Source organism: Klebsiella sp. HMSC16C06, assembly GCF_001808325.1.
GTDB lineage: Bacteria > Pseudomonadota > Gammaproteobacteria > Enterobacterales > Enterobacteriaceae > Klebsiella > Klebsiella variicola.
Genome location: NZ_KV792996.1, coordinates 56544 through 78190 on the forward strand (window position 1 = coordinate 56544; position 21647 = coordinate 78190).

The window sequence follows — 21647 nt, forward strand, 5'->3', positions numbered from 1 at the left end:
GCTTGCGCTACGCTTAGCAGGGCTACAGTTTTGCACCGTCCGTAGCCCGGGTAAGGCGTCAGCCGCTACCCGGGATAACTCCCCGCCCGCCATCTGTTTTCATTTAGTCATCAAATTACGTTACTCTTCCGCTTCAGGCTTAACAGGGAATGAAAATGAGAAGAGTAAGATACTTTTTGCTGGCGCTGCTGGTGGCGATCCTCGCGGCGCTGGCGGGCGGCTACTACTGGCTGCACTCCGGCAACCCGGACGCATTACGCAAGATTGTCCTGCAGCAGTGCGTACCCCATCAGCAACAGCAGCAAAATCCGTCGCCGTGCGCGGAAGTGAACCTCAAGGGCGGCTATGTGCTGTTTAAAGACCGTAACGGCCCGCTGCAGTATTTGCTGATGCCGACCTACCGCATTAACGGCACCGAAAGCCCGCTGCTGCTGGACCCGTTGACGCCGAACTTCTTCTGGCAGGCCTGGCAGGGACGAGAAATCATGAGTCAGCGTCACGGCGCGCCGGTTCCCGATAACGCGATATCGCTGGCGATTAACTCGCGCAGCGGACGCACGCAAAACCATTTCCATATTCATATCTCCTGCCTGCGCCCCGATGTGCGCGCGCAGTTAGATAAGGATGCGGGCGCGGTCAGCAGCCGCTGGCTGCCGCTGCCGGGCGGGCTTCAGGGCCATGAATACCTGGCGCGCCGGGTGACGGAGGCCGAACTGGCCCAGCGCAGCCCGTTCCTGATGCTGGCGGAAGAGGTGCCGGAGGCGCGCGAACATATGGGACGCTTCGCGCTGGCGATGGCGCAGCAGAGCGACGGCTCGCTGGTGCTGCTGGCGACGGAGCGTAACCTGCTGACCCTGAACCGGGCTTCAGCGGAAGAAATTCAGGATCATCGTTGCGCCATCCTTAACGCAAACCACTAGTTCTGGCGTTTACCTGTCTTACCTGTCGTCGTATTCTTGCTGAAAAAAACGACAGGAGACAGGCATGTCGCTCTGGCTTACCCACCCGCTGTTCCTTCCTTCATTGATTGTCGGCGTCACCATTGTGCTCTGGGCGACGTCGCTGCTGCCGGAATTTATCACCGCGCTGCTGTTCTTCGCGGCGGCGATGATGGCCAAAATCGCTCCGCCGGAGGTGATCTTCGGCGGCTTTGCCTCCTCGGCGTTCTGGCTGGTGTTCAGCGGCTTTGTGCTCGGTATCGCGATCCGTAAAACCGGGCTGGCGGACCGGGCGGCGCAGGCGCTGTCTGCGCGGCTCACTGACTCCTGGCCGCGGATGGTCGGCAGCGTGGTGTTGCTGAGCTACGCGCTGGCGTTTGTCATGCCTTCCAACATGGGACGTATCGCGCTGCTGATGCCGATCGTGGCGGCGATGGCCCGCCGCGCGGGCATTGTCGATGGCAGCCGCGGCTGGTTCGGCCTGGCCCTGGCGGTGGGGTTCGGCACCTTTCAGCTTTCGGCGACGATTTTGCCCGCTAACGTTCCAAATCTGGTGATGAGCGGCGCGGCGGAAGGCTCGTACGGTATCCATCTGAATTATGTTCCCTATTTGCTGCTGCATACGCCGGTGCTTGGCTGGCTGAAAGGGGCGGTGCTGGTGGCGCTGATTTGCAGGCTGTTTCCCGGCAAGCCGCATCCACCGCGTGACCTGGCGCCGCTGCCGCCGATGAGCCGCGACGAGAAACGTCTGGCGTGGCTGCTGGCGGTAGTCCTCACGCTATGGGTGACCGAGAGCTGGCACGGCGTCGGCCCGGCGTGGACCGGCCTGGCGGCGGCAGTGGTCACGCTGCTGCCGCGGGTGGGCTTTATCAACGGTGAGGAGTTTGCCAGCGGGGTGAATATGCGCACCTGCATTTATGTTGCCGGGATTCTGGGACTGGCGATCGCCGTTACCCAAACCGGAATTGGCGGTGCGGTGGGCAATGTGCTGCTGCAGGTGATGCCGCTGGATAAAGACAATCCGTTCACCAGCTTCCTCGCCCTGACCGGGATAACCAGCGCGCTGAACTTTATTATGACCGCCAACGGCGTGCCGGCGCTGTATACCACTTTTGCGCAGAGCTTTGCCGACGCGACCGGCTTTCCGCTGCTCAGCGTGATCATGATTCAGGTGCTGGGGTATTCCACGCCGCTGCTGCCCTATCAGGCGTCGCCGATCGTGGTGGCGATGGGGTTAGGCAAGGTCCCGGCGAGGGCGGGGATGCAACTGTGTCTGGTGCTGGCGGCGGTGAGTTATCTGATTTTACTGCCGCTGGACTACGCGTGGTATCAGCTGTTGGGGAAACTGTAACGGCAAAAGAAAGCCCGGCTTGCGCTGTGCTAAGCCGGGCTCCCGAGTTTTGTCAGTCACCCCGGTCGCGTTTCGCCACCGGGAAAAGCGAATTACGCTTTTTTCGCTGCTTCTGCTGCTTTAACGATCACCGCGAAAGCGTCAGCTTTCAGGGAGGCGCCGCCAACCAGCGCGCCGTCGATGTCCGGCTGGGTGAACAGCTCTGCTGCGTTGCCAGCGTTAACGGAACCACCGTACTGGATGATCACTTGCTCAGCGATTTTCGCGTCAGCTTTAGCAATGTGGTCACGGATGAATTTGTGCACCGCCTGAGCCTGAGCCGGGGTCGCGGATTTGCCGGTACCGATAGCCCATACCGGTTCGTAAGCGATAACCACGCCTTCGAAAGCGGCAGCGCCCTGCGTTTTCAGCACGGCGTCGATCTGACGTGCGCAAACTTCTTCGGTTTTGCCCGCTTCGTTTTCGGCTTCGGTTTCACCGATGCACAGTACCGGGGTCAGACCCTGCTCTTTCAGCACAGCGAATTTCTTCGCGATCAGCTCGTCGGATTCTTTGTGGTAGGTACGACGCTCGGAGTGGCCGATGATGATGTACTGTGCACCGATATCTTTCAGCATTTCGGCGGAGGTTTCACCGGTGAATGCGCCGGACAGGTTCACGTCAACGTTCTGCGCGCCCAGGTGAATGTGGCTGCCTTCTGCCGCACGTTTAGCCAGGTCCAGATACATTTCCGGCGGGGCGATGGCAACTGCACAGCCGCTTACGCCAGCCAGCTCGGTACGCAGGTTCGCAACCAGTTCGTTTACCATGTGGCGGCTGCCGTTCAGTTTCCAGTTACCCATCACTAAAGGATGTCGCATTTTAATTCTCCACGCTACTTAAGCGAATTAAGGAATATAGCCGCCCCAGAGGGCAGCATGGTCTGTGAAACAGTATAGAGACTCGTCACTGGAAAGGCTTTGCTTTTTGTCATTTATTGTTGCCTTCCAGCGTTTCAGATAACGCCAGCTTAATCGGTTCAATGGCGAAGGTCAGACCCTTTTCGCCATGATCTGCCACCACATAGCGTACAGCGCCTTCGGTATCGGCAAAGTAGCGTTTGCCCTTGCCGGCGGTCAGCAGTTTCTGCAGCTTTTGCTGGCTTTGCGCCGGGCTAAGGGTGGGGACAAAGGCGCGGATCATGGCGCTCATATACTCCAGCGCTTTGGCTTTCGCCGCCTTTTGCTCCGGCCCCTGGATCGGCAGCCAGGTGATCTGCATGGATTTGATCTTCAGCGTGCCGCGCTCCAGCGCGGTCGAGGCATAGAGATTTTCATTAATTTTGCTGGCGGCGCGGGTCAGATTAGCCTGATCCCGGCTGGTGGCGATGGAACGGAATTCGTTCAGGGGCAGCTTCGGGTTATCGGCGTTAAATTTTTCCCGGAACTGGCTGATCGACAGGTCAAAACTCGGGGCGCCAGAGAGCAGATAGGGCGCCGCTGTCGCCGATTCGCTTTCTGCGGACAACGCGTGCGGGCCGACGGTCAGGCCCATCAGCCCACTTAAACACAAGATTGTCCACTTCTTCATGCCCGTCGTTCCTTTTTTTGCCTGCTGACGATTAAATCGGGAAGCGCGGCGCTTGTCAAAAAGTCACGACGCCAGGGTAAACTACGCAGACGATGATGATAAGGAAAAACGCATGACCCTACAGCAGTGGTTATTCTCAATTAAAGGGCGCATTGGCCGCCGCGATTTCTGGATCTGGATTGCCATTTGGCTGGTGACCATGAGCGCCCTGTTTACCCTGGCAGGCAGCAATCTTCTCAACCTGCAGACGGCGGCGTTTATTATCGTCTGCCTGCTGTGGCCGACGGCGGCGGTGGTGGTCAAGCGGCTGCACGATCGCGGCAAATCCGGACTGTGGGCGCTGCTGATGATTCTGGCGTGGATGCTGCTGGCGGGGAACTGGGCGATGCTGCCGCAGGTCTGGCAGTGGGGCGTCGGGCGCTTTGTGCCGACGTTGATTATCGTCATGATGTTGATCGACCTGGGGGCGTTTGTCGGCACCCAGGGCGAGAATAAGTTCGGCAAGGAGACCCAGGACGTGCGCTGGAAAGCGGACGCCTGATTACCAGTAGTGCTCCGCTGTCATATGGCCCGGCCGGCGACGCAGATGTTTGGTCATCTGCCGGGTCTCTTTTAACAGCTGTTGGGTATCGCGCACCATTTGCGGGTTGCCGCACAGCATGACGTGGCTGGTGTCGGTGTTCATCGCCAGCCCGACCGCCTCTTCCAGCGCGCCGGTTTCAATCAGGAACGGTACCCGGCCGGTCAGCGAGCCTTCCACGGTTTCGCGGCTGACCACCGTCTGGATGCGTAATTTACCGGCGTAGCGCTGCTCAAGCTCGCGCATCAGAGGCAGATAGCTCAGGTCCGCGGCGTAGCGGACGGCGTGGACCAGCACCAGGTTGTTAAAGCGTTCAAGATCTTTGCCTTCCTGCAAAATTGACAGGTACGGCCCGAGGGCAGTGCCGGTCGCCAGCATCCACAGGGTATCGCAATCCGGTACCTCCTCGAGGACGAAGAAACCTGCCGCTTCACTCACCACCAGGACTTCATCGCCCGGCTTCAGCGCTGCCAGACGTGGGCTCAGCTTGCCTTCCGGGACGGTGACCAGATAGAACTCGAGATCGGGATTGCCGGGGGCGTTGACGTAGGAGTAGGCGCGCTGCACGCGTTCTCCGTCGATTTCCAGTCCGAGCTTGGTAAACTGCCCGGCGGTAAACGGATGAACAGGCGCCCGCACGTATAAACTGAACAAGGCATCCGTCCAGTACTCCACTTTTGTCACTTTGCCGCTAACCCAGTCCGCCATCGTCTTCTCCTGTTGCCAAGCGATGCCTTATCTTCGGTCCAGACGAGCAAGATTTCCACCCCGAAGGCACAAGAAAGCTCTATTGATCAAATATAAACGAAGAACAGGGCAACCGCCTGCGGACGGTTGCCTGGGAGAGAAAAAGCGGTATTACAGGATGTGCTGCTGGATGTCCGGATCTTTACGGTCGAGGTAATGAATCGACTGAATACGACGGATAGTGCGCGACTTGCCGCGGATCAGCAGCGTCTCGGTGGTGGCCATGTTGCCCTTGCGGGTGATGCCGTCCAGCAGATCGCCTTTGGTGATCCCGGTGGCGGAGAAGACGACGTTATCGCTGCGCGCCATTTCATCCAGACGCAGCACTTTGCCTGCTTCAATGCCCATGGTTTTGCAGCGCGCCAGCTCGTTTTCACCGATGCGGCGGTTCTCTTCGTTATCGCCCTTCACGTGGTGGCGAGCCAGCAGACGCCCCTGCATATCACCGTCGAGGGCGCGGATCACCGCGGCGGAAACCACCCCTTCCGGCGCGCCGCCGATGCCGTACAGTACGTCGACTTCGCTATCCGGCATGCAGGTGAGAATAGAGGCCGCGACGTCGCCATCGGGAATCGCGAATACACGCACGCCCAGCTGCTGCAGCTGGGCAATGACCGCGTCGTGGCGCGGTTTCGCCAGCACGGTGACGGTCAGCTCGCCCAGCGGCTTTTTCAGGGCGCGGGCGATATTGTGCAGGTTCTCTTCCAGCGGCAGATTGAGATCGATAGCGCCTTTAGCACCCGGGCCGACGATCAGCTTTTCCATATACATATCCGGCGCGTTGAGGAAGCAGCCCTTATCGCCGACCGCCATCACCGCCAGGGCGTTGGCCTGGCCCATCGCCGTCATGCGGGTGCCTTCGATGGGATCGACAGCGATATCTACCGCATCGCCCTTGCCGGTACCCACTTTTTCGCCGATATAGAGCATCGGCGCTTCATCGATTTCGCCCTCGCCGATGACGATGGTGCCGTCGATATTGACGAGGTTAAGCATAATGCGCATGGCGTTAACCGCTGCGCCGTCGGCGGTATTCTTATCGCCGCGGCCCAGCCATTTATAGCCCGCCAGCGCGGCGGCTTCGGTGACACGCGAAAATTCGATGGCCAGTTCTCGTTTCATAATCCACTCGTTGTGTAGAAAAATTGCCCGCAGCGCGGCAAAAGCGCGCGCTACGCGTTGGAATAGCGTTCGGTTTCCGGCATCCAGCGCTCGATAAGCGCCTGGGCCTGCAGCGGATAGCGTTCATGAATATGGCGAGCAATGCGTTGAACGTCGGGGATCATCGCCTGATCGCGCAGCAAGTCCGCCACTTTAAATTCGGCGTTGCCGGTCTGGCGGGTGCCGAGCAGCTCGCCGGGACCGCGGATTTCGAGGTCTTTCTGGGCGATGACGAAACCGTCGTTGCTGTCGCGCAGGACCTGCAGGCGTTTCTGAGCCGTTTTGGAGAGCGGCGATTTATAGAGTAGCACGCAGTGGGAAGCGACCGCGCCGCGCCCGACGCGCCCTCTGAGCTGGTGCAGCTGCGCCAGACCCAGACGCTCCGGGTTTTCGATAATCATCAGGCTTGAGTTAGGCACGTCAACACCGACTTCAATCACCGTGGTGGCCACCAGCAGATGCATCTCGCCCTGCTTGAAGGCCTGCATTACCGCCTGCTTCTCGGCCGGTTTCATCCGCCCGTGGACGAGGCCGATATTAAGTTCCGGCAGCGCCAGTTTGAGCTCTTCCCAGGTCGCTTCCGCCGCCTGGGCTTCCAGCAGATCGGACTCTTCAATTAGCGTACAAACCCAATAGGCCTGGCGCCCTTCGTGGGTGCAGGCGTTGCGTACGCGGTCGATAATATCGCTGCGCCGGGTGTCCGGGATGGCGACGGTGGTCACCGGGGTTCGGCCCGGCGGCAGCTCGTCGATAATCGAGGTGTCCAGATCGGCGTAGGCGGTCATCGCCAGGGTGCGGGGGATTGGCGTGGCGGTCATGATCAGCTGATGCGGGTGGAACCCCTGCTGCTGACCTTTTTCCCACAGCGCCAGCCGCTGATGCACGCCGAAGCGGTGCTGTTCGTCGATAATCACCAGCGCCAGGCCGTTAAACTGCACCTGCTCCTGGAAGATGGCGTGAGTGCCGACAATCATCTGCACTTCGCCGCTGGCGATAGCCTCCTGCTGCGCCTGACGGGCTTTGCCTTTCTGTTTGCCCGCCAGCCAGCCGACTTCTATGCCCAGCGGTTCAAACCAGCTGCGGAAGTTATTGGCGTGCTGTTCGGCAAGTAGTTCGGTGGGCGCCATCAGCGCCACCTGTTTGCCGTGGGCGATAGCGCGCACGGCGGCCAGCGCGGCGACCAGCGTTTTACCGGAGCCAACATCGCCCTGCACCAGGCGCATCATCGGCACGTCCAGCGCCATATCGTATTCGATCTCGGCGGTAACCCGCGCCTGCGCGCCGGTGGGCTTAAAGGGCAGAGAGGCCAGCAGCTGGTTTTTCAGGTTATCGTTGGCGCCGAGCGGCAGGGCGTGATAGCGCTGGGCGCCTGCCCGCAGCGCCAGCATGCTGAGGTTATGCGCCAGCAGCTCTTCCAGAATCAGACGCTGCTGCGCCGGGTGCTTGCCGCTTTCCAGCTCGCTAAGTTGCAAGGAAGGAGGCGGACGGTGCAGCGTACGCAGCGCTTCCGGCAGGCTCATCATCCCCTGCGCCAGCTCCGGTGGCAGGAGTTCGCTAATCGCGCAGGTTTCCAGGAGCTCAAGCGCCTGGTCGGTGAGCTTGCGCAGGGTCGCCTGCTTGATGCCTTCGGTGGTCGGATAGACCGGAGTTAACGTTTCCTGCAGCTCCGGGGTGCTCATATCGCCCTGGACGCGGTATTCCGGGTGGATCATCTCGGCGCCGTACTTCCCGCGTTTGGCTTCACCGTAGGCCAGCACCCGACGACCAGTCGCGAGGCTGTTTTTCATCGCCGCGTTAAAGTTGAAAAAGCGCATGGTGAGGATGCCGGTGCCGTCGCTGATCTGGCAGGTCATCATCCGCCGGCCGCCGAAGGTGATATTGCTGTTGAGCACTTCGCCTTCCACGGTGGCATAAACCCCGGGAAGCAGCTCGGCTATCGGGTAAAGATGGGTGCGATCTTCGTAACGCAGCGGCAGGTGCAGCAGCAGGTCCTGAACCGTATGCAGGCCGATCTTCGCCAGTTTACTGCTTTGCGCAGCGCCCACACCGGTGAGTGAGCTGAGCGGAACGGCATCGAGCAGGCGGCCTGACATCAGGTTTACCTCGTTGCCTGCATGGTAGCCCACCATGCGTCATCGGCTTCCACTTCGCCCTGCTCGTTGACGTGGGGGTAAGGCAGACCTTTTTGTCGGGCGACGCGGGCCAGCACCGGATAACCGCCTTCGAACAGCAGGCGCTGCTGCTCTTCCGGCGGCAGCATGCTGTTGGCGCGTTGGTACATCCCGGCGTTTTGCCGCTGGCGCTGCGCCTCGTAAAGGATCAGCGCCGAGGCGACGGAGACGTTCAGCGACTGCACCATGCCGATCATCGGGATAATGATGTCCTGATCGGCCAGCGCCAGCGCTTCCTGGGTGATGCCGGTTTTCTCCTGACCCATCAGGATGCAGGTAGGGCGCGTATAGTCGATTTCACGAAAATCGATGGCTTTGTCGGAAAGGTGAGTGGCGAGAATTTGCATGCCCTGGCCTTTCAGGTGGCCGACGGCATCTGCGATGGTGCGGTGGGTTTTCACCTGCACCCAGCTGTTGCTGCCCGCGGCGGCGGAGGCCATGGTACGCATCCGGCTGCTTGGCCAGACGGCATGCACTTCATGTACGCCAACGGCATCTGCGGTCCGAATGACCGCAGAGACGTTATGAGGCTTATGGACCTGCTCCATGCAGACCGTCAGGTCAGGCTGACGCCTGGCGAGCATCTCGCAGATACGCTCGTAGCGCTTTGAGTTCATAAAGCTAGTTTCGGTTACGGGTGACTTTAATCACGTCCGGCATGACGCGGATTTTGCGCATGATATTCGCCAGATGCACGCGGTCACGCGCGGTCAGGCGGATAAAGGCGCTGTATACGCGGCCATCTTTCTCTTCCGTATTCAGGCTCTGGATATTGGAAGACGCGGTGTTGATCGCCGCCGTCAGGTTAGCCAGCGCGCCCTGGTGGTTAAACATGTCCACCTTAATTTCGGTGATGAACTCCTGAGCGGTCTCTTTATCCCACTCAACCGCCATAAATTTCTCCGGCTCTTTCTGGTAGCCGCGAATGTTACGACAGGATTCATGGTGGATAACCAGCCCTTTACCCGGACTGACGTGGGCGATAATCGGGTCACCTGGGATCGGGCGACAGCACTTGGCGAAGGTGATCAACACGCCATCGGCGCCTTTGATCGGCAGATGGCCGTGGTTCGACGCGTTAGCCGGTACCGGCGCCGCAGCGGCTTCGCCCTGCTGCAGGTTTTTCGCCACCACGACGCTCATGGCGTTGCCCAGACCGATTTCCGCCAGCAGATCGTCAAGCGTGGCCAGCTTCATGCGATCGAGTTCGCGCTGGATATTCTCCGGCGGGATCTCGGCGAGTTTGCGGCTTCCGCCCAGCGCGTGATTGAGCAGACGACGGCCAAGGCTGACCGAATCGTCGCGCTTAAGGTTTTTCAGCAGCTGACGGATCTTGGCGCGCGCTTTCGAGCTGACGACAAAGTTCAGCCAGGCGGCATTCGGGCGTGCGCCCGGCGCGGTGATAATTTCGACAGTCTGGCCGCTGGAGAGCGGCTGCGACAGCGGATAAGGCTGGCGATCGACGCGCGCGCCAACGCAGGCATGGCCGATATCGGTATGCACCGCGTAGGCGAAGTCCACCGGCGTGGCGCCGGCGGGCAGTTCGACAATGCGACCTTCCGGGGTGAAAACGTAAATCTCATCGGGGAACAGATCGGATTTTACGCTCTCGATAAATTCAAACGAGCTGCCGGCGCTCTGCTGCAGCTCCAGCAGGCTTTGCATCCAGCGCTGAGCGCGGATTTGCGCGGTGGTGCTGCTTTCGCCGCCGTGCTCTTTATAAGCCCAGTGCGCCGCAACCCCCATCTCCGCCATCTGGTCCATGTCTTCGGTACGAATTTGTACCTCGACCGGGACGCCGTGGGGGCCGATCATCGAGGTATGCAAAGACTGATAGCCGTTCGCTTTCGGAATGGCGATGTAATCTTTGAAACGACCTGGACGCGGTTTGTAGAGGCTGTGCATCTGGCCGAGCACGCGATAGCAGATATCGGCATCATGGACGATAACGCGGAAGGCGTAGATATCCATGATCGAGTGAAAACGCTGCTCTTTAAGCACCATTTTGCAGTAGATGGAGTACAGATGCTTTTCGCGACCGCTGACGCGGCAGGGGATGCCCGCTTCCTGCAACCGTCCTTCGATTTCGGAGAGGATTTTTTGGATCATCTCTTTACGGTTGCCGCGCGCCGCTTTGACCACCTCTTTAATGACGCGGTAGCGGTTAGGGTACAGCGCTTCAAAGCCCAGCTCTTCGAGCTCGGTCTTGATGTGATGGATACCTAAACGGTGCGCCAGCGGGCTGTAAATTTCCAGCGTTTCGCGGGCGATGCGGCGGCGTTTATCCGGGCGTAACGAGCCCAGAGTACGCATGTTGTGGGTGCGGTCGGCAAGCTTGATGAGGATGACGCGGATGTCCTGCACCATCGCCATGATCATTTTGCGAAAGTTTTCGGCCTGCGCCTCTTTCTTATCGCGAAACTTGAGCTTATCAAGTTTCGACACCCCCTCTACCAGTTCGGCAACGCTTTTACCAAAAAGCTGTTCCATGTCCTGGTAGGTGGCGGGGGTATCTTCAATCACATCATGCAGCAGCGCGGCCATCAGCGTTTCATAGTCGAGCTTCATCTCGGCCAGAATGCAGGCTACCGCGACCGGGTGCGTGATATAGGGTTCACCGCTTGAACGTGTCTGACCCTCGTGAGCGTCACGTGCAACGAGATACGCCTGCCGAAGGCGCTTGATTTGCTCTTCCGGCAGGTAGTTTTGAATCAGCTGATTCAGGCTTTCAAACAGATACAAGGGCGACCCGCTGTGTGATTAACGACGACCTTCAGCAATCGCGGTAACGGCTTGTAATTCAGCGGCTTCCTGCTCTTGCTGTTCCTGGCGCTCACGTACGTCGAGGATCTGGTTGTTGATCAGACCTTCTTCGATTTCGCGCAGTGCGATAACGGTGGTTTTATCGTTTTCTTCCGGTACCAGCGGATCCTTTCCGCCTACCTGCATCTGACGAGCGCGACGCGCGGCGACCAGTACCAGGTCAAAACGGTTACCAATTTTCTCTACAGCGTCCTGAACAGTTACGCGTGCCATACTTAAAATGCTCCACAGGTGAAGAAATGACTGGGCATGATACTGAATGTGGGTTCAGTCTGCCAATAGTTTGGTGATTAAAGCGCCATGTCGCTGCTTTTGGCGGCTCATGCGCAGACGTTCAGCGCGGATGATATTTTTCAGGTCGCTCAGGGCGGTGTCAAAATCATCGTTCACAATCAGGTAATCATATTCCGCGTAATGGCTCATTTCCGCAACGGCCTGGGCCATCCGTTTCGCGATCACCTCTTCGCTGTCCTGGCCGCGGCCGCGCAGGCGACGGTCCAGTTCATCTTTTGACGGCGGCAGAATAAAAATGCTGCGTGCGCCGGGCATGCTTTTACGGATCTGCTGCGCACCTTGCCAGTCGATATCGAGGAAGACATCGACGCCGGTCGCCAGCACCTGCTCGATCGCTTTACGCGACGTGCCGTAATAGTTGCCAAAGACCTCTGCATGTTCCAGAAACGCGTTTTCGCCAATCATCGAGCGGAATTCGTCGTGATTCACGAAGAAATAGTGTTCGCCGTGCACTTCACCCGGACGCGGCGCCCGCGTGGTATGGGAAACCGATACCTGGGTGTCATACAACGGTTGGGTTTTTAATAAAGCCTGAATCAGGCTGGATTTACCCGCGCCGCTAGGGGCGGAAACAATATAAAGCGTGCCTTGAGCCATGAGTGTCTTTTGTATGTGGTTATCGAAAGAGGTCCTACATACGAGCCTATTATACACGTCGCCGCGGCGTGACGCAGTCATTGTCACACTTTTTGCCGCTGTTTCTTTCATTTTGCCTGCCGTTTTCCTGAATTCGCTAGCCGTTGCTGCAATGAAGCGTAAATCCTGGAAGACGCTTCGCAAGGCGAAAAAGTACCCGTCGCGGCTCGCGGTGTTCTACAGCAGACTCTCCGCCAGGTGATGAAGGAGGGACTGCAATGCGTAAAGGAGGGTGGTGGCTGGCGCTAGGGATGTTCTCTGCCAGCGCGCTGGCGACGTGTCCGGACTGGCCGCCGGCCAGAGGAAGGCAGGAGATTTCACGCCTTCATCAGCAAATTGTCGCCTGGAAAGAGGACTACTGGCGACAAGGCGCCAGCGAAGTGAGCGATGAGGTTTACGACCAGCTCACCCTGCGCCTGACGCAGTGGCGACAATGCTTTCCGGGCGCGACGCCTGAAGATGACGATCTGCCTCCGCCCACCGGCGATGCGCGTCATCCGGTGGCCCATACCGGCGTGCGCAAGCTGGCGGATGAGGTCAGCGTGGCCCACTGGATGAAAAATAAAACCGACCTGTGGATACAGCCTAAAGTGGACGGCGTGGCGGTGACCCTGGTCTATCGCCAGGGGAGTTTGGTTCAGGCCATTAGCCGCGGCGATGGTCTGCGCGGTGAGGCATGGACCGCCCGAGCGCGGCAGATCCCGGCGCTGGCGAAAGTGACGACCGGTGAACTGGCCAACAGCGTGCTGCAGGGGGAGCTGTTTCTGCGCCGGGACGGCCATGTTCAGCAGCAGGCTGGGGGGATGAACGCGCGGGCGAAAGTCGCCGGGTTGATGATGCGAGCCGACGCGGCGGCGGCGCTCAGTCAACTGGACGTTTTTATCTGGGCCTGGCCAGACGGCCCGTCGGATATGCGCCGTCGACAGCAGCTGCTGACGCAGGCGGGGTTTAAGTACAGCGGGCAATATACCCACCCGGTGACGCGCGTCGAACAGGTGGCGCAGTGGCGCCAGCGCTGGTATCGCTCGCCGCTTCCCTTCGTCAGCGATGGCGTGATTGTGCGCGAAGGGCGCGAACCGCCGGGACGTGCCTGGTCTCCCGGAAAGGGAGAGTGGCTGGCGGCCTGGAAGTATCCTCCGGCCTCGCAAGTGATGGAGGTACGGGCGATCCATTTCAGCACTGGCCGCAGCGGCAGGCTCAACGTCGTGGCCCAGCTTGAGCCCCAGCGGCTGGATGATAAACGCGTGCAGCGGGTTAATGTTGGCTCTGTGGCCCGCTGGCAGGCGCTGGATATTGGGGTTGGCGATCAGCTGCAGATCAGTCTGGCAGGGCAGGGTATTCCTCGGATCGACGCCGTCGTCTGGCGGACGGCCGAGCGCCATAAACCGACGCCGCCGGCGGCGAAATTCAATGCGCTAACCTGCTATTTCGCCACCCCTGAGTGCAGCGAACAGTTTCTTTCCCGGCTGATCTGGCTGTCATCAAAGTCCGCGCTGGATGTCGATGGCGTGGGGGAAAATTTATGGCGCGCCATTCAGCAGCAAAACCCGATGACGCATATTTTTTCCTGGCTGGCGCTTACGGTGGAGCAGCTGCAGGCGGTGCCAGGGATCTCCGCCGCCCGCGGGCAGCACCTCTGGCATCAATTTGATCTCGTTCGCAAACGGCCTTTTATCCGCTGGGTGCTGGCGATGGGGCTCCCGGTGCCTCAGGGGGCGCTGGCGCAGCTCGAAAGCGAAAACTGGCATCTGCTGGCGGCAAAAAGTGAAGCGCAATGGCGCGCGCTGCCGGGCGTGGGGGAGATCAGAGCCCGCCAGTTGGTGGCCTTCCTGCACCATCCGGATGTGGTGGCGCTGGCGCAATGGCTCAGTGGGCAGCGCATCCCCGGATTTTGAGGCGGTTAGTGGCTATCATGGGTGTAGTGGAAGACCGGTAGCCCCAGTTTCCAGCGCAGTGCCAGCATGCGGGCGGTAAAGCCGAACAGCAGCGTAGCCAGCACCACCACATCGTGGCTGCTGACGTAATGTTGCAGGGCAATATAGAGTACGGCTGCGGCAAACGAGATCCCGGCATAGAGCTCTTTCTGGAAGACCAGCGGAATGCGTTTGCAGAACATATCGCGCAGTACGCCGCCAAAAACGCCGGTGATGACCGCGGCGATAGAGGCGATGATCGGACCTTCGCCCATATCCAGGGCGATCTGCGCGCCGATGATGGAAAACACGATCAGCCCCAGCGCGTCCAGCACCAGAAACAGCCGGCGAAGGTGAGGCATCACTGGAGCGGCAATGGTGGTGAGGACGGCGGCGACAGCGACAATAATGACATATTCCGGATGTTTCACCCAGCCGAGAGGATAATGTCCCAGCAGGATATCGCGAACGGAACCCCCGCCCAGCGCGGTCGCGGTGGCGATAATGATGACGCCAAACGTGTCCATCCGCCGGCGCCCGGCAGCCAGCGCGCCGGTCATGGCTTCCGCGGTGATACCGATTAAATACAGAACATGAAGCAGCATAGATCCCCCCAGATAATGGCGGGCAGGTTAACGATTTGTGCGCAGGATCACGATTGAGATTTTCTAAAGCGAATCATTTACGCCAGGAAAAATTAATGGAAGTAGTATCTGTGATGGCTTGATTTAAAGGTTTATTGATTTTTTAGGTATTTTTATTGATTAGAAAAAGTAATGCTAAGTGAAGCGACGGGTATCACTATCGAAGACACTATGATTACGCAATGTTTAAGTCTCGTCCTTTATTCTTTTATTTTTCCTTTTCAAGGCCTGAGAAAATGAGCGTCGCCGCCGGGAATAAAAACAATCTGACCCGCCTGATAGCCGTGGTATTAACCGGGATTCTGGCCGGTTTGTCCGGTATGGTGTTGGCACTGATTTTACACGCGATACAGCACCTGGCTTTTGGCTACAGTGCCGGGCAGATCGTCGGTTCGGTGTCATTTTTACAGGGCGTCACGGAGTCGTCCTGGCCACGCCGCATCGCGGCAATCGTGGCCGGCGGCGTCGTCGCCGGATTTGGCTGGTGGCTGCTTGGTCGCTATGGGCAGAAGCGGGTTTCCATTGCGGCGGCGGTGGCCAACCCTTCCGTACCCATGCCAGCAGGCACCACGACGATCCACGCCCTGCTGCAGATCGTCACCGTAGCGCTGGGTTCCCCGCTTGGCCGCGAAGTGGCGCCCCGGGAAATGGGCGCGCTGGGGGCGGGGATGGTGGCGCGTAAGCTGGGCCTGCTGGAAGATGAAACCCGCACCCTGATCGCCTGTGGGGCGGGCGCCGGTCTGGCGGCGGTCTATAACGTCCCGCTGGCAGGGGCGTTGTTCAGCCTTGAGGTCATGCTGCTGTCGTTTAGCTGGGAAAAAACGCTGGCGGCGATAATGACCTCGGCGATTGCCGCGTGGACGGCTACCCTGGGGTTAGGGGATGAATCGCAATACCATTTTGTTTCCAGCACGCTTCCGCATTCCTTTCTCTGGTGGGCGATTCTGGCGGGCCCGATTCTTGGCACCGGCGCCTGGCTCTTTCGTAAAGCGACCAGCGCAGCGCGTTCACGCGTCCGAAGTAACTGGCAGATGCCGGTGTTCTGTCTGCTGGGGTTTTCCCTTCTTGCCATCCTGAGCCTTTATTTCCCGGAACTTCCGGGCAACGGCAAGGGACCAATGCAGCTGGCGCTCAGCGACGGGCTGCCTCTCTCTATGGTCGCTATCCTGTTGGTGTTGAAGATGGTGGTGATCCTGGCGGTGCTGCGCGGCGGCGCGGAGGGTGGATTGTTAACCCCGGGGCTGGCGGTAGGCGGACTGGTCAGTCTGCTGCTCTGCGCACTCTGGCAGCTCGGCTTCCCTGGCGGAGATAAAAGCAGCTTCGCTCTGGTGGGGGCGGCCGCGTTTCTCGCCGCCTCCATGCAGATGCCGCTGACCGCGGTGGTGCTGGTGATGGAGTTCACCCACATGGATCACAGCTATCTGGCTCCGGCGCTGCTGTGCGCGGCAGGGGCGTTTTTAACCTGCCGGGCGCTGGACAAAAAATAGGTTTACCGAGCCGCAGTGAAAGTGAACAGGGAGGGGCCCTTCATCCGGGAAGTAAAATCAGCCGCATTTTTCCCTGATGGTTGCCTCATGGTTAATAAGCCATTTTTTACGTGCAACGCCGCCGCCGTAACCGGTCATCGAACCATCTTTGCCGATAATTCGATGGCAGGGGATGATAATCGCGACGCGGTTAGCGCCGTTTGCTGCAGCCACCGCGCGCGTGGCCGTTGGTTTACCTATATCCATCGCAATCGATTGATAATGCGTCGTCTCACCGAAGCTAACGTACTGTAAATGGCGCCAGACCGCTCGCTGGAATTCGCTGCCTGGGGTATCAAGCGCCACCTCGAACGATTGACGCCGCCCGGCAAAATACTCCGTTATTTCCTGTTGCGCCTGCCGGGTGTGGGCGTTTTCACCAGCGATGATGCTGGCGTCGAACCGTCGCTGCAGGTCGCTGAATTCTGTCTCCAGCGCTCGTCTGTCGACAAACTCCAGCAGACAAATCCCCCGCTGCGTTGCACAAACAAACATTGGCCCTAACGGGGTGGTAAAACGATGAATTAAAACAACCTGGCGTTGCGCGCTGGGTGCGGAACCGGTCAATTTTTTGCAGGTATAGCCGAAACCGCTTAAGGACTCATAGCCGCTATCGAAAGCGACATCGGTGGTTGATCGGCCTGCTTTCAGCTCCTGAAGCGCCATATTAACGCGCTGCATCCGTTGAAAAGCCTGAAAGGTGATCCCGTGGTTTTGCAGGAACCAGCGGCGAACGCGTTCCGGGCTAATATCGTGCTGACGTAGTTCGCTATCACTGAGGCGAACCTTCGGGTCTTCTCGCAGCAGGCGGAGCGCTTGCTCAACAAAGGCGGGGGCTGTCCGGGCATTCTCCGTCGGGCGACAGACTTTGCATGGCCGGAACCCGGCATCCAGCGCGGATTTAACATCATTATAGAATTCGACGTTTTCCCGCCTGGGTTTTCGCGCCCGACAGACCGAGATACAAAATACGCCGGTGGTTTTCACGCCAACGAAAAAGACGCCGGTAAACTCCACAGCGCGTTCAAGCAGCGCCTGATACCAGATATCGCACTGGATGCTGTCGGTAATTTTCATGGTCAAAAAACACCCGAGAAGGAGTAGTTAGCTTGCACCTGACATAATAAGTCTTTCAGTCTGGCCTGTGTGGCAGCATGAATAAAATTGCCCATCGAAATTCGTTTTACGCCCAGTGCCGATAAGGTACTGAAGTCCGCCAGCTCAGGCATACACATTACGTTTAAGGGTAAAGGCACGTGGCGGACAATGGCGGTAATATCTTCCGCGCGGGTGACGCAAGGCACAAAAAAACCGCATCCGCCATGGTTAGCGTATAACTGACCGCGATAGAGCGTCTCATCCAGTGCATTTGGTACGTTGAGAAGAAAGGTATCGGTGCGGACATTAACAAACATATCGGGACAAGCGTGGGTGATTTCCTGGATTTTGGCGGCAAAGACCACGGCATCGTCAAGACGACGCGTATTATTCACCACATGACTATCCTCGAGGTTTATTCCGCTCACGCCGAGATGCGCCAGACGCTGGATATTGTCAATGATGTGGCTGGTTGTGGCGCTGTAGCCCGCCTCTAAATCGACGCTTAACGGCAGTTCGCTAACAGCTTTGATGCGTGAGACGATATATAACAGCTCGTCAAAACTCATCTCTTCGCCATCTTCATACCCTAACATTGCGGCGATAGCAGCGCTGGAGGAGCCCAGCGCCTGATAACCGGCCTGCTGAGCGGCCTGAGCGCTGCTGGCATCCCAGACGTTGGCAAGCAACAACGGTTGGTTTTGCTGGTGAAGCGCGTTGAAGTTCATTCTTTTCTCCCGCGGTGGTGTGTCCCCAGACTGTGCCGCGTTGGGCTCATTTGCCACAACCGAAAACTGGACGACTATTTTTATACGTAGATTCTTATCGTCAGCCGGCGGGAGAGATAAATAAAAAGGCCATGATTGATCATGACCTTTTATACGGTAGTGCCTGGATGGGTGAGAAAGCGTTACTCGATATTCTGGATCTGTTCGCGCATTTGCTCGATCAGTACCTTCAGCTCAATCGCGGAGTTGGTGACCTCGGCGTTAATCGATTTTGACGCCAGGGTGTTCGACTCACGGTTGAACTCCTGCATCATAAAGTCGAGACGGCGACCCACAGCCTCTTTCTTTTTCAGAATGTTGTAGGTCTCTTTAACGTGCGCTTCGAGGCGGTCCAGCTCTTCGGCAACGTCGATACGCTGCGCCATCAGCACCAGCTCTTGCTCAAGACGGTTATTTTCCAGCTGCACTTCCGCGTCTTCCAGTTTGGCAACCAGACGCTCGCGCTGCCACTGGAGGATTTCCGGCATATGGGCGCGAACTTTGGTCACTTCGCCGCTCACCCCTTCAAGCCGCTGCTCGATAAGCGCTTTCAGGGCCTGGCCTTCCGTTTCGCGGGCGACGATGAAGTCGTCCAGCGCGCCATCAAGAGCGGCCAGAATGTCGGCGGCGATGGCGTCGAGATCCTGCTCTTTGGCGGCCATCACGCCCGGCCAGCGCAGGATATCAACCGGGTTGATTTCCCCTTCATCGCTCTGCATTTTCACCCAGTTGGCAGCGTTGACCAGCTGTTTAGCCAGCTTTTCGTTGAGGATAAGTTCACCCTGAGCGCTGGGATCTTGTTCAAAACGCAGGGTGCATTCGACTTTACCGCGAGTCAGGCGGGCGCGAATGCGCTCGCGTACCACGGGCTCCAGACTACGGAACTGCTCCGGCAGGCGGAAGTACGTTTCCAGATAGCGCTGGTTTACCGAGCGCAGCTCCCATGCGGCGCTACCCCAGTCACCCTTGATTTCACGGCGGGCATAGGCGGTCATACTGCGGATCATAGACGTTCCTGTTTTCGTAATAATGAATGCAAGGATTATAGCTATGCGGGCGGTGACTTAACAGGAATAGTGATGAAATACCTGGATGGCGATTGTTTTGAGGGACATAGCCACAATCTATTTCATGCAATTACTAAGTTAAGCGAGCGGTATGCTTCTGTTGTGGGTAAAAATAAGACGTTTTGTATTAGCGATTTTACGTCAATGACGCTGTTAAGTTATATGTGGTTAATTATTTGGGCTTACTGAAGAAATGGTTTTTCTGCGCTTTGTTGACCGCGGGGAGATATTACTTTTTGATGTAGTTAATGGTTTTATATTATTTGGCGTGAACATCAAATACAGATGATGCTATACGAGCTAGTTTCTTGGCGGAAAATCTGATCAGAGTGATGCTTTCGTGCCAAATATAACCACTGGAAATACTACGGTGTATTATCTTTAAGTATTATGTATGCTTTTTTTGAATTTATTGCGGCGAATATATTAAACCTGCTATTGTTTATATTGTCTTCATGAATATTATCACTTCAACTATATTCATTAATTTTGTATTAGTGGGTTTTCATTTTGGGCGGTATTGTCCGACAGAAGGATCACGAGTATAGTCGTTTTAGATTAGTTCTATAAAAAGGATTTTAATATGAACGCTATCTTTGACAGAGTCATGCGAGAGTTTTTCCCGGATACCAATATCCCACACTGGAAAAAATGGGTTTTCAGAGTCGCATTTGGCAATAAGGTATTCTCTCGTTTAATAAACGACGAACGGTTAATTAATAAAAATGGTGTGCATTGGGTTAGTTCGGTCGTTGATTTTTTTAACGTCCGATGTGAAACGGAATACTCTGACTTTAATAATATACCCCGACAGGGTGCTACAGTTGTTATTTCAAATCATCCGACGGTAATGGATGGTATTGCTTTAATACATACTATCGCTCAGGTCAGGAAAGATATAAAAATAGTGGCTAACCATATTTTGCCAATGATATTCCCACAGGTGGCAGAACTTACCATTGGTATTGAGAATATGGCTGGTAAGATGAGCCATAAGAAATTCAGGGAAATGAACGATCACCTGAAGAACGGTGGTGTGTTGATTATTTGTCCTGCAGGTAAGTTGGCTAGCTGGTCTCTTTCAGGTTTACAGGAACATCAATGGAATCCCGGTTTTTTACAACTGGCGATGAGAAACAACGCGGCGCTGGTACCTGTCCATATTACGGGATCAAACAGCAAAACTTATTATTTAGCTGCGACGGTCTGGCGGCAACTGTCAAATATAATGATTATTCGTGAAGCGCTACGCCATCGTGGTAAGACCATGAAAATCAAAGTAGGGCAGCAAATAGCCTTATCTTCGTTTAATCGATTTAATAAAGATCTGTCTGCCGCGTCAAGTGTATGCTTGATGCATCTCCAGAGCATCGGAGAGAATGGCCCGGCGCTGGTAGATACGGTTTCTCCGCAACAATTAACAGGTAGTCGAGAGAGTTTAATAAACGCAATAGAAGAGTGCGAAGTATTAAGACAATTTGATGATGGTAGAAAATTATTGATATTTCGCTGCAATACCCTCGGAGACTCACCCATTATTGATGAGCTAGGGCGCTTACGCGAGCGCTGTTATCGCGATATTGGCGCTGGATCCGGTAAAGACAGAGATAATGATGTTTTTGATGAAACCTATTACCATGTCATTTTATGGGATCCTTCTGATGAAGAAATACTAGGTGCCTATCGTCTAATACCCGTTGGTGAGCAGTTAGCGCAACATGGAATAACAGGCCTCTATAGCAACAGCCTGTTCAAGTACCATAATAATGCCTATTCCTGTTTAAGCCAGTGTGTGGAAATCGGCCGTGGATTTATCCAGAAGCCTTATCAAAAAAGTAATGTTCTTGATTATTTATGGCGCGGGATATTTGATTTTATAAAAAGATATCCAGACTATAAATATTTGTTAGGTGTGTTGACGATCCCCGGCTCTTTTCCTGAAGAGGTACAGAAACTCATTGTAAGCTTTTATAATATGTACTTTCCCAGTTCGGTTAACTTTTGTACGCCAATTCAATTATTCACTGCAGAAGGTGCACAAAGTGATAGCCCATTTTCCGGAAATGATTTTAGAGACGACTGGCGTGTGCTTAACGATTTACTGAGAGAAAAAGGTTATGAACTACCATGGCCTTTTAAACAGAGCGCTAAATGGTTTTCTCCAGGCGGATCGTCGATTCTTGCATTCACAAAAGATGATGCTTTTCACTCGATCGCTGGTTTAAACCTGAGTGCTCTCGATAAATTGAATGAAATATACTTTAAGCATTATTTAAAGGATTAAACTGACGATAACGTTAGGGTTTGGAATGAGAATAATTCAATCCAGACATCAGTAATGAAAAACTCTATGCGTACGGAT

General features: G+C 56.5%; 19 protein-coding genes. 6 read left to right on the top strand and 13 right to left on the bottom strand.

Annotated features, from left to right (window positions below; translation table 11 throughout):
• Window positions 1-149: 149 nt before the first annotated feature.
• A complete protein-coding gene (locus HMPREF3142_RS10110; protein WP_162542824.1) occupies window positions 150-920 on the top strand; it encodes a CDP-diacylglycerol diphosphatase in 771 nt (256 codons plus the stop codon).
• A gap of 64 nt (window positions 921-984) precedes the next feature.
• Entirely contained in the window at window positions 985-2289 is a 1305-nt protein-coding gene (locus HMPREF3142_RS10115) for an SLC13 family permease (protein WP_070612049.1), read from the top strand.
• A gap of 92 nt (window positions 2290-2381) precedes the next feature.
• On the opposite strand, the gene tpiA is transcribed toward HMPREF3142_RS10115, so the two are convergent.
• Together tpiA and HMPREF3142_RS10125 are read right to left on the bottom strand one after the other, a co-directional pair.
• A complete protein-coding gene (gene tpiA / locus HMPREF3142_RS10120; protein WP_002922909.1) occupies window positions 2382-3149 on the bottom strand; it encodes a triose-phosphate isomerase in 768 nt (255 codons plus the stop codon).
• Between the two features lie 109 nt (window positions 3150-3258).
• Complete coding sequence (locus HMPREF3142_RS10125; protein ID WP_008806815.1) at window positions 3259-3858, bottom strand: YiiQ family protein; 600 nt, start codon at window positions 3856-3858, stop codon at window positions 3259-3261.
• Between the two features lie 112 nt (window positions 3859-3970).
• Here HMPREF3142_RS10125 and HMPREF3142_RS10130 point away from each other — a divergent pair, with 112 nt between their 5' ends.
• Window positions 3971-4399, top strand: a complete 429-nt coding sequence (locus tag HMPREF3142_RS10130) for a DUF805 domain-containing protein (RefSeq protein WP_004173894.1) — start codon at window positions 3971-3973, stop codon at window positions 4397-4399.
• Here HMPREF3142_RS10130 and fpr read toward each other — a convergent pair whose 3' ends face one another.
• From fpr to gmk, 7 genes are all read right to left on the bottom strand, one after another.
• Window positions 4400-5146 (bottom strand): ferredoxin--NADP(+) reductase, encoded by a 747-nt coding sequence (gene fpr, locus HMPREF3142_RS10135; protein WP_012540295.1) that lies wholly within the window; start codon window positions 5144-5146, stop codon window positions 4400-4402.
• A gap of 150 nt (window positions 5147-5296) precedes the next feature.
• Window positions 5297-6307, bottom strand: a complete 1011-nt coding sequence (gene glpX / locus HMPREF3142_RS10140) for a class II fructose-bisphosphatase (RefSeq protein WP_022064595.1) — start codon at window positions 6305-6307, stop codon at window positions 5297-5299.
• Between the two features lie 50 nt (window positions 6308-6357).
• On the bottom strand, window positions 6358-8439 hold the full coding sequence (recG, locus tag HMPREF3142_RS10145) for an ATP-dependent DNA helicase RecG (protein ID WP_039104182.1): 2082 nt from the start codon (window positions 8437-8439) through the stop codon (window positions 6358-6360).
• Window positions 8440-8444: 5 nt separating this feature from the next.
• Window positions 8445-9134, bottom strand: a complete 690-nt coding sequence (gene trmH / locus HMPREF3142_RS10150; protein WP_008806817.1) for a tRNA (guanosine(18)-2'-O)-methyltransferase TrmH — start codon at window positions 9132-9134, stop codon at window positions 8445-8447.
• Window positions 9135-9138: 4 nt separating this feature from the next.
• The gene (gene spoT / locus HMPREF3142_RS10155) at window positions 9139-11259 is read right to left on the bottom strand and encodes a bifunctional GTP diphosphokinase/guanosine-3',5'-bis pyrophosphate 3'-pyrophosphohydrolase (RefSeq protein WP_008806818.1); all 2121 of its coding nucleotides are present in this window, start codon (window positions 11257-11259) and stop codon (window positions 9139-9141) included.
• Between the two features lie 18 nt (window positions 11260-11277).
• The gene (gene rpoZ, locus HMPREF3142_RS10160; protein WP_000135058.1) at window positions 11278-11553 is read right to left on the bottom strand and encodes a DNA-directed RNA polymerase subunit omega; all 276 of its coding nucleotides are present in this window, start codon (window positions 11551-11553) and stop codon (window positions 11278-11280) included.
• A 54-nt stretch (window positions 11554-11607) separates the two neighbouring features.
• Entirely contained in the window at window positions 11608-12231 is a 624-nt protein-coding gene (gmk, locus tag HMPREF3142_RS10165) for a guanylate kinase (protein ID WP_002922664.1), read from the bottom strand.
• Window positions 12232-12488: 257 nt separating this feature from the next.
• On the opposite strand from gmk, the gene ligB reads away from it, so the two are divergent.
• A complete protein-coding gene (gene ligB, locus HMPREF3142_RS10175; protein WP_070612050.1) occupies window positions 12489-14165 on the top strand; it encodes an NAD-dependent DNA ligase LigB in 1677 nt (558 codons plus the stop codon).
• 5 nt (window positions 14166-14170) lie between these two features.
• Here ligB and HMPREF3142_RS10180 read toward each other — a convergent pair whose 3' ends face one another.
• Entirely contained in the window at window positions 14171-14788 is a 618-nt protein-coding gene (locus HMPREF3142_RS10180) for a trimeric intracellular cation channel family protein (RefSeq protein ID WP_012540300.1), read from the bottom strand.
• A gap of 275 nt (window positions 14789-15063) precedes the next feature.
• Here HMPREF3142_RS10180 and HMPREF3142_RS10185 point away from each other — a divergent pair, with 275 nt between their 5' ends.
• Window positions 15064-16314, top strand: a complete 1251-nt coding sequence (locus tag HMPREF3142_RS10185; protein WP_016161966.1) for a chloride channel protein — start codon at window positions 15064-15066, stop codon at window positions 16312-16314.
• Window positions 16315-16371: 57 nt separating this feature from the next.
• On the opposite strand, the gene HMPREF3142_RS10190 is transcribed toward HMPREF3142_RS10185, so the two are convergent.
• The 3 genes from HMPREF3142_RS10190 to HMPREF3142_RS10200 all read right to left on the bottom strand — a co-directional run bounded on the left by HMPREF3142_RS10190 (window position 16372) and on the right by HMPREF3142_RS10200 (window position 19225).
• Complete coding sequence (locus HMPREF3142_RS10190; protein ID WP_012967052.1) at window positions 16372-17430, bottom strand: bifunctional transcriptional activator/DNA repair enzyme AdaA; 1059 nt, start codon at window positions 17428-17430, stop codon at window positions 16372-16374.
• Between the two features lie 2 nt (window positions 17431-17432).
• Complete coding sequence (locus tag HMPREF3142_RS10195; RefSeq protein ID WP_022064899.1) at window positions 17433-18179, bottom strand: isocitrate lyase/PEP mutase family protein; 747 nt, start codon at window positions 18177-18179, stop codon at window positions 17433-17435.
• A 182-nt stretch (window positions 18180-18361) separates the two neighbouring features.
• On the bottom strand, window positions 18362-19225 hold the full coding sequence (locus HMPREF3142_RS10200; RefSeq protein WP_008806823.1) for a YicC/YloC family endoribonuclease: 864 nt from the start codon (window positions 19223-19225) through the stop codon (window positions 18362-18364).
• 643 nt (window positions 19226-19868) lie between these two features.
• On the opposite strand from HMPREF3142_RS10200, the gene HMPREF3142_RS10205 reads away from it, so the two are divergent.
• Window positions 19869-21569, top strand: a complete 1701-nt coding sequence (locus tag HMPREF3142_RS10205) for a lysophospholipid acyltransferase family protein (RefSeq protein ID WP_064142718.1) — start codon at window positions 19869-19871, stop codon at window positions 21567-21569.
• Window positions 21570-21647: the final 78 nt, after the last annotated feature.